Origin of the sequence: Streptomyces sp. NBC_01384, assembly GCF_045040035.1 — a bacterium.
Classification (GTDB): Bacteria; Actinomycetota; Actinomycetes; order Streptomycetales; family Streptomycetaceae; genus Streptomyces.
On record NZ_CP109559.1, the window covers coordinates 165,204 to 180,628 of the forward strand.

Here is a 15,425-nt window from a genome sequence, read left to right on the forward strand (position 1 = left end):
GCAGCACCCCGCTCAGGAGATTCCAAGATCGTTCTCGATGAAGTCGAAGATCTCGTCCGCCGCGGCGGAGTTGATCCGGTCGCTCACGTCGTCCGTCGCCGTGACGGCGGCGGGTGCCGCGGTCCCGTCCGCGCCGCCGAAGCGGGCGAGGAGCGACCGCAGCCGTACGCCGATGCGCTCCCGCTTCGCGTCGTCGTCCGGCAGGCCGGTCAACGCGGCCTCCAGACGGTCGAGTTCGGTGAGCACCTGGCCCGCGCCGTCCACGCCGTCGGTGAGCCTGCCGCGCAGGTAGACGGCGAGGGCCGAGGCGTTGGGCTGGTCGAACAGCAGCGTGGCGGGCAGCGCGAGGCCGGTGACGGTGCCGAGCCGGTTGCGCAGCTCGACGGCCATCAGCGAGTCGAAGCCGAGGGCGTTGAAGGCCCGGGTGGCGCCGACCCTGTCGGTGGAGGCGTGTCCGAGAACGCCGGCGACCTGGGTGCGCACCAGGGTCACGAGCGTCCTCTCCTGCTCGGCGGCGGACTGCCCGGCCAGCCGGGCGCGCAGCGTCCGGGCGGCGTCGTCCTGCCCCGCGTCCGCCGGGCGGGCGGCCGCCAGGTCGCGCACCTGGGGCAGGTCGGACAGGAGCGGGCTGCGCCGGGCCGAGGCGAAGCCGGGCACGAAGCGTGCCCAGTCCACGTCGGCGACGGCCAGGGCCGCGTCCGGGCGGGCCACGGCCCGCCCGAGGGCCCGCGGAGCGCGCTCGGGGTCCAGCGGGTTCATGCCGCTGCGCCGCATGCGCCCTTCGGCCTGGGTGTTCTCCGCGGCCATGCCGCCGCCGGCCCACGGGCCCCAGGCCAGGGAGGTGGCGGGCAGTCCCGCGGCCCTGCGCCGGTGGGCCAGGGCGTCCAGGTAGGCGTTGGCGGCGGCGTAGTTGGCCTGGCCGAGGGTGCCGAGGGTGCCGGACACCGAGGAGAACAGGACGAAGGCGGACAGGTCGCGGCCCTGGGTGAGGTCGTGGAGGTTGCGGGCGGCGGCCAGCTTGGGGCGCAGCACCCTCTCCAGGCTCTGGGGCGAGAGGGTGTCGATGAGCCGGTCGTCGAGGACGCCCGCGGTGTGCACCACGGCGTCCACCGGATGTTCGGCCAGGAGGGCGGCCAGCGCGTCGCGGTCGGCGACGTCGCAGGCGGCGATCACGAGTTCGGTGGCGGTGCCGTCCAGTGCGGCCTTCAGGGCGGCCGCGCCCTCGGCGCCGCCGCCGGAGCGGCTGACGGCCAGCACGCGGCTCGCGCCCTGCTCGGCGAGCCAGGCGGCGGTGCGCACGCCGAGGGCGCCGGTGCCGCCGGTCAGCAGGACGGTGCCCTTCCAGGACGGTTCGGCGGCGGGACGGGCGGGGCCTTCCACGCGTACGAGGCGGCGCAGGAAGGTTCCGGAGCCGCGCACCGCGACCTGGTCCTCGCCGTCGCGTCCGGCGAGGACCGTGCACAGGCGGCGGGCGACGTCCTGGGCGAGAGGCGTGCCGGTGCCGGCGGGGAGGTCGACCAGGCCGCCCCAGCTCCGCGGGTATTCCAGGGCCGCGCAGCGGCCCAGGCCCCAGACGGCGGCCTGTTCGGGCGCCTCGGGCGCCTCCTGGGCGTGGACGCCGACGGCGCCCGCGGTCAGGCACCACAGGGGCACCGCGGAGAGTGCGGCCACGCCCTCGGCGCCCTCGGAGAGTGCCTGCACGAGGGCGGCGGTGGCGGTGAGGCCCCCCGGTGTGGACGGGTGGCCGGGCAGCGGCGTCACGTCGGCGGCCAGCAGGGAGAGCACGCCGCGGACCTCCAGGCCGCCGGCCGCGTCGGCGGCCGTGGCCGTGGCCAACTGTCCGGCCAGGGTGGTGCGGTCGGCCGTGGCGCAGTCGACGGGGACGGTCACGGCGCGGGCGCCGTGCGCGCCGAGGGCGGCGGCGACGGAGGCGGCCCAGGCGCCGTCCGCCAGGTGTGCGGGGACGGGCAGCAGCCAGGTGCCCGTGAGGGCGGCGGCCTCGTCGGAGGCGGGCTTCCAGACGATGCGGTGCTCCCAGCTCTCCTCCCGCGAGGCCTGCTTGGCCTCGCGGCGCCAGGACGCGAGCGCGGGCAGGACGGCACTGAGCGGGGCGTCCCCGTCGAGGTCGAGGCGGGCCGCCAGCTGTTGCGGGTCGGCCTGCTCGACGAGGTCCCAGAACGGGGTGTCCTCGGCGGGCGCGGCGGGCGGTGCGGAGGACTGAAGCCAGTAGCGCTCGCGCTGGAAGGCGTAGGTGGGCAGTTCGGTGCGGCGCGCGTCCCGGCTGTGCAGCCGGGTCAGGTCCGCCTCGCCGCCGCGGGCGTACAGCAGGCTCGCGGCGAGCAGGGCGCTGCGGCGCTCGGGGCCCTCGCGCCGCATCAGCGGTACGGCGGCGGCGGCCGCGGGGTCGGCGGCGCTGTCGAGGACCATCGTCGTCAGCGTGGCGTCGGGGCCCAGTTCGAGGTAGGTGGTGACGCCCTCGGCCTCCAGGGTGCGCACGCCGTCGCAGAAGCGGACCGCCTCGCGCACGTGCCTGCTCCAGTAGGCCGCCGAGCGCAGGTCGTCGCCGGCGGCGAGGCGGCCGGTGACGTTGGAGACGACGGGCAGCACCGGCACGGCGTAGTCGACCTGCGCCGCGACCTGTTCGAACTGCGCGAGCATCGCGTCCATACGGGGTGAGTGAAACGCGTGGCTGACCCGCAAACGCCTGGTCTTTCGGCCGCGGTCCGCGAACTGGGCGGCGATCCGCGCCACGTCATCCGCGTCTCCGGACAGGACGAGTGAGGCGGGGCCGTTGAGGGCGGCGGTGGAGACACGGTCGCCGACGCCGTCGGGGCCGTCGAGGAGGGGTCGTATCTCCTCCTCGGTGGCCTCGACGGCGATCATCGCGCCGCCCTCGGGCAGGGCCTGCATCAGGCGGCCGCGGGCGGCCACCAGGGCGCAGGCGTCGGGGAGGGTGAGGATGCCCGCGGCGTGGGCGGCCGTCAGTTCGCCGATGGAGTGGCCCATGAGGGCGTCGGGGCGCTCGCCCCAGGAGAGGGCCAGGGCGTGCGCGGCGGTGCCGACGGCGAACAGCGCGGCCTGGGTGTAGGCGGTCTGGCCGAGGAGTGCGGCCTCGGGCGAGCCTTCTTCGCAGAAGACCACCGGGCGCAGCGGCGGGCCGTCGAGGTGCCGGTCGAGTTCGGCGCAGACCGCGTCGAACGTGTCGGCGTAGACGGGATGGGCGTCGTACAGGTCGCGGCCCATGCCCGGGCGCTGGGCGCCCTGGCCGCTGAAGAGGAACGCGGTCTTGGCGCCGGTGTGGGCGACGCCGGTGGCGAGGTCGGGGGTGTTTTCGCCCTGTGCGGCGGCGGCGAGTGCGGTGAGCAGTTCCGCGTGGGTCTCGGCGACGGCGACGGCGCGGTGGTCGAGGGCGTGCCGGGTGGTGGACAGGGAGTGCGCGAGGTCGCGCAGGTCGGTGTCGGGGTGGGCGAGGAGATGGGTGCGCAGCCGGGCGGCCTGGGCGCGCAGGGCCTGCGGGGTGTGCCCGGCGAGGGCGAACGCGCGCGGCTGGGCGGCGGGTTCGGGCCGGTCTGCGGCGGGGTGGGGGGCGGGCGGTTCCTCCAGGATGACGTGCGCGTTGCTGCCGCTGATGCCGAAGGAGGAGACGCCGGCCCGGCGGGGCCGCCCGGTGTGGGCCGGCCAGGTCCGGGGTTCGGTGAGCAGTTCGATGGCGCCGCTGGACCAGTCGATGTGCGGGGAGGGCGCGTCGACGTGGAGGGTGCGGGGCAGTTCGCCGTGGCGCATGGCCATGACCATCTTGATGATGCCGGCGGCGCCCGCCGCGGCCTGGGTGTGGCCGAAGTTGGACTTGGCGGAGCCCAGCCACAGCGGCCGCCCGTCGGGCCGGTCCTGGCCGTAGGTGGCCAGCAGGGCCTGGGCCTCGATGGGGTCGCCGAGGGTGGTGCCGGTGCCGTGCGCCTCGACGGCGTCCACCTCGGCCGCCGCCAGGCCCGCGGAGGCGAGGGCCTGGCGGATGACGTGCTGCTGGGAGGGGCCGCTGGGGGCGGTCAGGCCGTTGGAGGCGCCGTCCTGGTTGGTCGCGGAGCCGCGCACCACGGCCAGCACGGGGTGGCCGTTGCGGCGCGCGTCCGAGAGGCGCTCCAGCAGCAGGACGCCGACGCCCTCGGAGAAGCTGGTGCCGTCGGCCGAGGCGGCGAAGGCCTTGCAGCGGCCGTCGGCGGCCAGGCCGTTCTGCGCGGTGAACTCCGTGTAGGTGCCGGGGGTGGCCATCACGGTGACGCCGCCGGCCAGCGCCATGCCGCATTCGCCCTGGCGCAGCGCGTGGGCGGCCAGGTGGAGGGCGACCAGCGCCGAGGAGCAGGCGGTGTCGACGGTCATGGTGGGGCCTTCGAGGCCGAAGGTGTAGGCGACGCGGCCGGAGATGACGCTCCCGGAGACACCGAGGCCGATGTAGCCCTCCATGCCTTCGGGGATGTCGGCGAGGCCGGAGGCGTATCCGGAGCCCATGGCGCCGACGAACACGCCGGTGCGGCTGCCGCGCAGGGACAGCGGGTCGATGCCGGCGCGTTCGAAGACCTCCCAGGAGGACTCCAGCAGGAGCCGCTGCTGGGGGTCCATCGCGAGGGCCTCGCGGGGTGAGATGCCGAAGAGGGAGGCGTCGAAGTGGGTGGCTCCGTAGAGGAATCCGGCTTCGAGGCCGGGCAGGCGCTCGAGGTCCCAGCCGCGGTCGGCGGGGAAGGCGGAGATGGCGTCGCCGCCCTCGGCGACGAACCGCCACAGGTCCTCGGGGGAGGTGACGCCGCCGGGGTACTGGCAGGCCATGCCGACGATGACGACGGGGTCGTCGTCGCGGGCGGCCACCGTGGCGGCGGCCGTGTGGGTGGTGGTGCCGCCGAGTTCCTCGCGCAGGTGGCGGGCGAGGGCGGCGGGGCGGGGGTGGTCGAAGACGAGGGTGGCGGGCAGCCTGAGGCCGGTTTCGGCATTGAGGCGGTTGCGCAGTTCGACCGAGGTGAGCGAGTCGAAGCCGAGGTCGCGGAAGGACTGGTCGGCGCCGATGGCGCCGGCCGCGTCGTGGCCGAGGGCGGTGGCGGCGTGCCGGCGGACCAGGTCGAGCAGCAGCCGTTCCTGCTCGGCCGCATCGAGGCCGGCCAGCCGTGCGGCCAGCCGGGGTGCGCCGCCGGCGGTGGCCTCGACGGTGCGGCGGGCCGGGGCCGGTACGAGGCCGCGCAGCAGTACGGGCAGCCGGCCGGCGGTGGCAGCGGCGCGCAGGGCGGCGGCATCCAGCCGGAGCGGGGCGAGCAGTGCCTCACCGCTCGCCAGCGCGGCATCGAAGAGGCCGAGGCCCCCTTCGGCGGTGATCGCGGGCAGGCCGGAGGCGGCGATGCGCCGGACGTCGTCCTCGCTGAGGCCTCCGGTCATGCCGCCGGTGCCTTCCCACAGGGTCCAGGCGAGGGAGGCCGCGGGCAGACCGTGGGCGCGCCGGTGCTGGGCGAGGGCGTCGAGCACGGTGTTGGCGGCCGCGTAGTTGGCCTGTCCGGCGCCGCCGAGGAGGCCCGCGGCGGAGGAGAACAGGACGAACGCCGTCAGGTCGGCGTCCAGGGTGGCGTGGTGCAGGGCGAGGGCGGAGGCGGCCTTGGCGCGCAGCACGGCATCCAGGCGCTCGGGGGTGAGGGAGGCGAGGATGCCGTCGTCGAGGAGGCCGGCGGTGTGCACGACGCCGCGCAGCGGCCGCTCGGCGGGGATGCGGGCGAGCAGGCGCGCGAGGTCGTCGGGATCGGCGGTGTCGCAGGCTGCCGCGGTCACCTGGACGCCCTGTGCGGCGAGTTCGGCCACGAGGTCGGCGGCGCCGGGGGCGTCGGGGCCCCGCCGGGAGGCGAGGACGAGGCTGCGCACGCCGTGGCGGGCGACGAGGTGGCGGGCGACGAGGGCGCCCAGGAAGCCGGTGCCGCCGGTGATCAGGACGGTGCCTTCGGGGTCCCAGGGCGCCGCCGCGGGGCCGTCGTCGGTGTCCGTGGCGGGGCGGGGGGCGCTGACGCGGGCGAGCCGCGGGGCGAGGAGCTGCCCCTCGCGCAGGGCGAGTTGGGGCTCGCCGGCGGCGAGAGCGGCGGTGAGGGCCGCGGCGGGCAGCGCGCCGGTGTCAAGGCCGAGGCCGGTGCCGGTGTCGAGGCCGGTGCCGGTGTCGAGGTCGAGGTCGAGCAGGACGAGGCGGCCCGGGTTCTCCGTCTGGGCGGAGCGGACCAGGCCCCAGGCCGCGGCGGCGGCCGGGTGCGGTACGTCCTCGCCGTCGCGGGCGGCAACAGCCCCGCGGGTGAGGACGACGAGGCGGGCGTCGGCGGGGCCGGCGGCGAGCCAGCTCTGCACGGTGTTCAGCACGTGCGCGGCCACGGTGGTGATGTCGTCGAATCCGGCGGCCGGGCACGGCAGCAGCACCGCCTCGGCGTCCTCGGGGACGTCGGCGGGGCCGGCCACGCGGGGCCAGCCGGCGTCGAGACCGGTGTCGTCGCCCCCGGACACGTACCAGCGGCCGGACAGGGAAGCGCCCGGTGCGGGCGGGGTGTTCTCGACGGGGTTCCACCGCAGGCGGTGCAGGGCGCCGGCCACCGGGGTGGCGGCGCCGCGCAGGCTGTCCGCGGACACGGGCCGGGAGACGAGGGTGTCGACGGTGGCGACGGGCCGGCCGGCGGCGTCGGCGATGCGCAGGGCGACACCGCTCGCGCCCGCCGGTTCGATCCGCACCCGCAGGCTCGCCGCGCCGACCGCGTGCAGGCGCACACCGCTGAACGAGAACGGCAGGCCGACCCCGGCGGAACTCCCCTCCCCCGCCGGGCCGGTGAGCTGGGCGTGCAGGGCGGCGTCCAGCAGCGCCGGGTGCAGTCCGTAGCGGGCCGCCTCCTTGTGCTGGTCCTCGGGCAGCGCGACCTCGGCGTACCAGGCGCCGCCCGCGCGCCAGACGGCCTTGAGGCCCTGGAACACGGGGCCGTAGTGGTAGCCGGTGTCCGCGAGGGCGGCGTAGAACCCGTCGAGGGAGACCGGCGTGGCGCCGGGCGGCGGCCAGGCGGTCAGGTCGAAGGACGGCTCGGCGGCCCCGGCGGCCAGGGTCGCGGAGGCGTGTCGGGTCCACTCGGCGCCGTCGCCGTCACCCGCGGCGGGCTCGGGGCGCGCGTACACGCTCAGCGGGCGGCGGCCGGAGGCGTCGGGGGCGGCGATGACGAGCTGGAGCTGTGCCGCGCCCTTCTCCGCCAGGACGAGCGGGGCTTCGAGGGTCAGTTCCTCCAGCAGGTCGCAGCCGACCTCGTCGCCCGCGCGCAGGGCGAGTTCGGCGAAGGCCGTGCCGGGCAGCAGGACGGTGCCGGAGACGGTGTGGTCGGCGAGCCAGGGCTGGGAGCGCGCCGAGAGCAGGCCGGTGAGCAGGACCCGGCCGTCGTCGGCGACGCGGACGACGGCGCTCAGCAGCGGATGCGCGGCGGCGCCGAGTCCCGCGCCCGTGAGGTCGCCGGCGCCCCGGGCGCTCATGCGCAGCCAGTACCTCTCGCGCTGGAAGGCGTACGTGGGCAGCTCTACGCGGCCGGCGGGGTCGCCGGTGTCGGTGTCGGTGCCGAGGAGGTGTTCCCAGTCGACGGCGGCGCCGTGTGTGAACAGTCCGGCCACGGCCGCCAGCAGCGTAGGGGCCTCGGGCCGGTCCTTGCGCAGGGAGGCGAAGCAGGCCCGCTCGGTGGTGTCGTCGGGCAGGCCGGTGCGGGCGAGCGCGGTCAGTGTGGTGTCGGGGCCGAGTTCGAGGAACCGGCTGACGCCGCCGTGCCCGGCGAGCCAGGTGATGCCGTCGGCGAAGCGCACGGCCTGCCTCAGGTGGCGCACCCAGTAGTCGGGCGAGCGCAGCTCCTCGGCGGTGGCGGGTTCGCCGGTCACGTTGGAGACGACCGTGATCCGCGGGGCGTGGGAGGTGACGCTCTCGGCGACGGTGCGGAACTCGCCGAGGGCGGCGTCCATGCGGGCGGAGTGGAAGGCGTGGCCGACGCGCAGGCGCCGGGTGCGGCGGCCCTTCGCGTGCAGCCGCCCGGCGACCTCCTCGACGGCGCTCTCGTCGCCGGAGATGACGGTGGCCCCAGGGCCGTTGACGGCGGCGATGCTCACGGCGCCGCCGTGTGCGGCGAGCAGCGGGGCGACCTCGTCCTCGGCGGCCTCGGCGGAGATCATGGCGCCGCCCGGCGGGAGGGCCTGCATGACGCGGCCGCGGGCGGCGACCAGCCGGCAGGCGTCGGCCAGCGACCAGACGCCCGCGACGTGCGCGGCGGCCAGTTCGCCCAGCGAGTGTCCCAGCAGGTACTTGGGCTTCACGCCCCAGGACTGCAGGAGACGGAACAGGGCGACCTCGACGGCGAACAGGGCGGGCTGGGTGAGGTCGGTGCGGTCCAGGGCGTCCGGGCCCTCGGCCCCCTCGAAGACGATGGCCTTCAGGGAGCGGCCCAGCACGGCGTCGAGGTGGCCGCAGACCGCGTCGAAGGCCTCGGCGAACGCGGGGAACGCCGCGTACAGCTCACGGCCCATGCCGAGGCGCTGGGAGCCCTGTCCGGAGAAGAGGAAGGCGGTGGCGCCGCGCAGGGCGCGGCCGGTGACGACGTGCGGCGCGGCGGGCGCGGCAGCGTCCTCGCCGTCGGCGTCGGCGAGCTGTGACAGGCCGCGCAGGGCGGCGGCGTGGTCCTCGGCGAGGACGACGGCGCGGTGCTCGAACAGCTGGCGGGTCGTCACGAGGGCGCGGGCGATTGCGGGCAGTTTGGCGTCGTCCTCGCCGGTGACGCGGTCGAGGAGCCGGGCGGCCTGGCCGCGCAGGGCGGCGGCGCTGCGCGCGGAGACGATCCACGGCACGGCCGGCAGCGCGGCGGCGGGCGCCGCGCCCTGCCCGGCGGCGCCGTCCTCGGCCGGGACCCCGGCGTCCGCGGCGGGGGCTTCGGCGGGGGTCTCGGCGGGGGTCTCGGCGGGTGCGGCCTCCAGGATGGTGTGGGCGTTGGTGCCGCTGATGCCGAAGGACGACACGGCGGCGCGGCGCGGCCGCTCGGCGGTGTCCGGCCAGGCGGCGGGCTCGGTCAGCAGGCGGACGTGGCCGGCGGACCAGTCGACGTGGGTCGAGGGCTCGGTGATGTGCAGGGTGCGCGGGAGGCGGCCGTGGCGCAGGGCCATGACCATCTTGATGACGCTGGCGACACCGGCGGCGGCCTGGGTGTGGCCGAGGTTGGACTTGAGGGAGCCGAGCAGCAGCGGGTTCGTCTCGTCCTTGGCGCGGCCGTAGGTGGCCAGCAGGGCCCCTGCCTCGATCGGGTCGCCCAGTGAGGTGCCGGTGCCGTGGGCGTCCACGGCGTCGATGTCGGCCGCGGTCAGCCCGGCGCCGGCGAGGGCCTGTTCGATGACGCGCTGCTGGGAGGGGCCGTTGGGGGCGGTCAGGCCGTTGGAGGCGCCGTCGGAGTTGACGGCGGAGCCGCGGACGACGGCGAGGACCTGGTGGCCGTTGCGGCGGGCGTCGGAGAGCCGTTCCACGAGGAGCATGCCGACGCCCTCGGACCATCCGGTGCCGTCGGCGTCGTCGGAGAACGCCTTGCAGCGGCCGTCGGGGGCGAGCCCGCGCTGCCGGCTGAACTCGAAGAGCAGCCCGGGGGTGGCCATGACGGCGACGCCGCCGGCCATCGCAAGGTCGCACTCCCCCGACCTGAGGGCCTGCACCGCCCAGTGCAGGGCGACCAGGGAGGAGGAGCAGGCGGTGTCGACGGTGACGGTCGGGCCCTCCAGGCCCAGGACGTAGGAGATGCGGCCGGAGGCGACGGAGGTGGCGTTGCCCGCGAGCATCAGCCCGTGGACGTCCTCGGGCACCTCCACCGGGCCCTGGCCGTAGCCGGAGGAGGCGGCGCCGACGAAGACGCCGGTGGCGCTGGAGCGGAGGGTGGCGGGCGGGATGCCGGCCCGCTCCAGGAGTTCCCAGGACGCCTCCAGCAGCAGCCGCTGCTGGGGGTCGGTGGCGAGGGCCTCGCGGGGGCTCATGCCGAAGAAGCCGGCGTCGAACGCGGCGGCGTCGCTGAGGAAGCCGCCCTCGCGGGTGGAGAAGGTGCCCGGCTTGTCGGGGTCGGGGTCGAAGCGGTCCTCGATGTCCCAGCCGCGGTCCGCGGGCAGCGTTCCGATGGCGTCGCCGCCCTCGTCGACGAGCCGCCACAGGTCCTCCGGGGTGGCGATGGCGCCGGGGAAGCGGCAGCTCATCGCGACGATGGCGATGGGCTCGCGGTTCTTGTCCTCCACCTCGCGGAGCTGACGGCGGGTCTGTCGCAGTTCTGCCGTCACCCGCTTGAGGTATTCCACGTACTTGTCGTCGTCAGCCACGTGTGTCACTTCCTTGAACCGAGCCGGGCGGTGTCCGTTGTGCGGAGATCCAGCGCTGTGGTGCGGGGACCCGCGGCGCGGGCGTCCGCTGCGGTTGTCACGTCGTGCCCAGCTCCCTGTCGATGAGGTCGAACAACTCGTCGGCGGTCCCGGCCGATTCCAGTTCGCCGTCCTGGGCGTCGCCCGGCTGCCCGGCGGCGGCGAGGGTCACCGGGACGCCCGACCAGCGGGCCAGCAGCTCCCGCAGCCGGTCACTGACCCGGGCGCGGTCCTGGGCGTCGTCGACGTCGGTGCCGTTCAGCGCGGCTTCCAGGCGGTCCATCTCGCCCAGCAGGGCCTGCGCGCCGCCGGGGGCGTCGGGCAGGTCCAGTTCGGTCAGCAGGTGGCGGACCTGGACGGCGGGCGTCGGGTAGTCGAAGACGAGGGTGGCCGGCAGCCTGAGGCCGGTGACGGCGCCCAGGCGGTTGCGCAGTTCGACCGCGGTGAGCGAGTCGAAGCCGAGTTCCTTGAACGTCTGCTCGGGCTCGATCCCGGCGGCCGAGGAGTGGCCGAGGACGGCCGCGGCCTGCTCGGCGACCACGTCGAGCAGCAGCTGCTCACGGTCGGCGGCGGACAGCGGGGCCAGCCGCTCGCCGAGGGTCCGCGTGCTGCTTGCGGTGCTCGGGGCGGCCGTCTCGGCCCGGCGGCGGGCGGGTGCCTTGACCATGCCGCGCAGCAGCGGCGGCAGGACGTCGGCGTGTTCGCGCAAGGCGGCCGGGTCGAGGTCCATCGGCAGGAGCACCGCACGGTCGGTGTCCGGGCCGGCGTCGAGCAGCCGCATGCCCAGCTCCGCGCCGAGCGGGACCATGCCGGTCCGGGCGTGCCGGGAGCGGTCGGCCTCGCTCAGTTCGCCGGTCATGCCCGCTTCGGGCAGCCAGGTGCCCCAGGCCAGGGAGGTCGCCGGCAGGCCCGCATCGTGCCGGTGGTGGGCCATCGCGTCCAGGAAGGCGTTGGCGGCCGAGTAGTTGGCCTGTCCGGCGCCGCCGAACGTACCGGCCACGGAGGAGAACACCACGAACCGTGCGAGGTCCATGCCGCGGGTCAGTTCGTGCAGGTTGACCACGGCGTCGGCCTTCGGCCGCATCGACTGGTCGATGCGCTCGGGGGTCATGGAGGAGATGACCCCGTCCGCCAGGACGCCCGCGGTGTGGATCACCGCGGTCAGCGGGTGGGCGGCGGGCAGGGAGGTCAGGAGCGCGGCCAGCGCGTCGCGGTCGCCGGTGTCGCAGGCGACCACGGAGACGTCGGCTCCCAGGGCGGCCAGTTCCTCCCGCAGTCCGGCCGCGCCGGGCGCGTTGGGTCCCTGCCGGCCGGCCAGCACCAGGTGGCGCACGCCGAGGTCGGCGACCAGGTGACGGGCCGTGACCCGGCCCAGTCCGCCGGTGCCGCCGGTGAGCAGCACCGTGCCGTCGGGGTCGGGGGCACGGGGCACGGTCAGGACGACCTTGCCGATGTGCCGGGCCTGGCTGAGGAAGCGGAACGCGTCGGGGGCCCTGCGTACGTCCCAGGTGGTCATCGGCAGCGGCACCAGCGCCCCGTCCTCGAAGAGGGCCACCAGTTCCCGCAGGATCTCGCCGATGCGGTCGGGCCCGGCCTCGACGAGGTCGAAGGCCCGGTAGGCGACGCCCGGGTGGTCCCCGGCGACCTGCCCCGCGTCGCGGACGTCGGTCTTGCCCATCTCCAGGAAGTGTCCGCCGCGCGGCAGCAGGCGCAGTGAGGCGTCCACGAACTCCCGTGCCAGCGAGTCCAGGACGACGTCCACGCCGCGGCCCTCGGTGCTCTCCAGGAACAGCTTCTCGAAGCCGAGGTCGCGGGAGGAGGCGAGGTGGGCGTCGTCGAGCCCCGCGGCGCGCAGCGCGTCCCACTTGCCGGGGCTCGCGGTGCCGAACACCTCGGCGCCCAGGTGGCGGGCGAGGTGGACGGCGGCCGTGCCGACCCCGCCGGCGGCGGCGTGCACGAGCACGGACTGGCCGGGGCGCAGCCCGCCGAGGTCGACGAGGCCGTAGTACGCGGTCAGGTAGACGATGGGCACGGTGGCGGCCTGCGCGAAGCTCCAGCCGCGCGGGATGGGCGCGACCATGCGTTCGTCGGCGACGGCCACCGGGCCGAAGGCTCCGGCGAACATGCCCATCACCCGGTCGCCGGCGGCGAGTCGGGTGACCTCCGCGCCGACCTCGGTCACCACGCCGGCGCCCTCCAGGCCGATCGCCGTGGCGTCGCCGGGGTACATGCCCAGCGCGGTGAGGACGTCGCGGAAGTTGACGCCCGCGGCGCGCATCGAGATACGGACCTCGCGCGGCGCGAGCGGTCCCATCACCTCGGGGCACTCGGTCAGCCGCAGGCTCTCCAGGGTGCCCTTCTCCTCGATGCCGAGCCGCCAGGCGACGGCTCCGGCCGGCGCGGTGAGCGCGCGCTCGGCGGCCAGGGGAATGATCCGCGGGGTGGTCACCGCGCCGTCCCGGACGGCCAGTTCGAGGCAGCCGGAGGCGAGGGCGGCGGGCAGCGCGGCCGCCGAGGCGGGGGCCGCGTCGATGTCCACGAGGACGAAGCGGCCGGGGTTCTCGGAGCGGGCCGAGCGGACCAGGCCCCAGGCGGTGGCCCGGGCCGGGTCGGCGGGCCGCGGTCCGACCCGCACGGCGTCGCGGGTGACGACGGCGAGCCGGGCGTGCGCGAAGCGGGGCTCGTCGAGCCACTGCTGGACGAGGCCGAGCGTCGTGTGCGCCGTGGCGCGGGCGGCGGCGGCCAGGTCGTCGGCGGCACTGCCGGCCAAGTCGTCGACGGCGGTGTCGGGCGCGGGCAGCGCCAGCAGCACCGTCTCCGGTATGTCGGTGTCGGACGCGGCGAGCGCGGCCAGATCGGCGAAGACCCGCACCCGCGAGCCCGCGCTCTCCCACTCCGCGGCCAGCGCCCGGGCTTCGGTGCCGCCGACCAGGCTCCAGTCCGGTCCCGGCGCCGGTGTGCCGGTGGGCACGGGCACCCAGTCCAGCTCGTACAGGCCTTCCTGGCGCGGTGCGCCGACGGTGGAGCCGGCGAGGTCTCCGGTGAGTTCGCGCAGGGTGAGCGAGCCGACCGAGGCGACCGCCCGTCCCGCCGGGTCGGCGAGCGTCAGGCTGATGGACTCCGGGCCTTCCTGCACCATGCGCACCCGCAGCGCGCCGGCGCCCACGGCCTCCAGACGGACCCCGTTCCAGGAGAAGGGCAGCCGTCCCGCGTCCTTCATGGGCACGAACATCACGGCGTGCAGGGCGGCGTCCAGCAGCGCCGGGTGCAGGTCGAACGCCCCGGCGGCCGGGTCGGCGGCCTCGGGCAGCGCGACCTCGGCGAACACCTCCTCGCCGCGCATCCACACCGCCTTCAGGCCCTGGAAGAGCGGCCCGTACAGGTGGCCGCGTTCGGCGAAGCGCTCGTAGAAACCGTCGAGCGGCACCTCGTCGGCGTCCTTCGGCGGCCAGACGGCGAAGTCGTACGGCGCTTCGGGCGCGGCCGCGCCGCCGGTGGTGAGCAGGCCCTCGGCGTGCAGCGTCCACGGCCGGCCGGCGTCCGCGTCCTCGGCCCTGGAGTGCACGCTCAGGGCGCGGGCGCCGGAGGCGTCGGGCGCCTCCACACGCAGTTGTACGCGCACGGCGCCGCGCTCGGGCAGGGTGAGCGGGGTGAGGATCGTCAGTTCCTCCACCCGGTCGCAGCCGGCGTGTTCGGCGGCGTGCAGGGCCAGGTCGAGGAAGCCGGTGGCCGGGAACAGGGCCGTGCTGGTCAGCGCGTGGTCCGCGAGCCAGGCGTGGCTGCGCAGCGACAGGCGTCCGGTGAACAGGAAGGCGTCGCCGCCGGCGAGTTCGACCGCCGCGCCGAGCAGCGGGTGTGCCGCGGAGCCGAGCCCCGCCGAGCTCACGTCGCCCAGCAGGACGGGCGGCCTGGGCCAGAACCGCTGGCGCTGGAAGGCGTACGTCGGCAGGGCCACGGCCTGGGCGCCGGTGGTGTCGAAGGCGTGGGCCCACTCGACTGCGACGCCCTTGACGAATGCCTGGGCCAGGCCGGAGAGCAGGGCCTCGCGTTCGTCGCGGTCCTTGCGCAGGGTGGGTACGAAGAGCATCTCGTCGCCGCGGGTGACTCCGGACTGGGCGAGGGCGGTGAGGGTGCCGTCGGGGCCGATCTCGATGAACCGGCGGACCCCCCGCTCCTCCAGCCACCGCACACCGTCGGCGAACCGCACGGCTTCCCGGACGTGCCGCACCCAGTACTCCGCGGACTCCAACTCCCCTGCGGCAGCGGCCTGTCCGGTCACATTCGACACCACGGCCAGCTGCGCCGGCGCATAGGTCACACTCTCGGCGACCGTACGGAATTCATCGAGCATCGGTTCCATCAGCGGTGAGTGGAAGGCGTGGCTGACGCGCAGGCGTGAGGTACGGCGCCCCATAGCCGCCACCTCCCCCGCGACCACCTCGGCCACCGACTCCACACCCGAAAGCACCACCGACCGCGGCCCGTTCACCGCCGCGACCGACACGTCCGCCCCACGGCCCTCCAGCAGCGGCGTGACCTCGTCCTCCGATGCCTCGACGGCGAACATCGCGCCACCGGCGGGCAGTTGCTGCATCAGACGGCCCCGCGCCGACACCAGACGGCAGGCATCTTCGAGCGACAGCACCCCCGCCACATGCGCGGCCGCCAGCTCACCGATCGAGTGACCCACCACGAAGTCCGGGCGCACCCCACGACTCGACGAGACGGAACAGGGCCACTTCGATCGCGAACAGCGCGGGCTGCGCCCACTCCGTGCGGTTCAGCAGCTCCGCGTCCGTGCCGAAGACCACGCCTCGCAGGCCGTCGTCCAGGTGTGCGCAGACGGCGTCGAAGGCCTCGGCGAACACCGGGAAGGACTCATACAGTTCACGGCCCATACCGAGGCGCTGCGCGCCCTGGCCGGAGAAGAGGAAGGCGAGTTTGCCTTCGCCGCGGGCGGAGCCCGTGACCGTGGAGGGGTCGCTCTCGTCCTCGGCCAGCGCCTGGAGGCCGGCCATGAGCGTGTC

At 75.9% G+C, this 15,425-nt stretch carries 2 protein-coding genes and 1 pseudogene; all 3 read right to left on the minus strand.

Features of this window, described 5'->3' with window-relative positions; genetic code table 11:
• Window positions 1-12: 12 nt before the first annotated feature.
• Window positions 13-10,359 carry a type I polyketide synthase gene (locus tag OG747_RS00690; RefSeq protein ID WP_405876756.1) on the minus strand — a complete coding sequence of 3,449 codons (10,347 nt, stop codon included), beginning with the start codon at window positions 10,357-10,359 and terminating at the stop codon, window positions 13-15.
• A gap of 97 nt (window positions 10,360-10,456) precedes the next feature.
• Window positions 10,457-12,712: a type I polyketide synthase gene (locus OG747_RS00695; protein ID WP_405885396.1), complete on the minus strand. Its 2,256-nt coding sequence runs from the start codon at window positions 12,710-12,712 to the stop codon at window positions 10,457-10,459.
• Between the two features lie 177 nt (window positions 12,713-12,889).
• Window positions 12,890-15,416, minus strand: a pseudogene (locus OG747_RS00700) (acyltransferase domain-containing protein); the annotation flags it as partial.
• Window positions 15,417-15,425 lie beyond the last annotated feature (9 nt).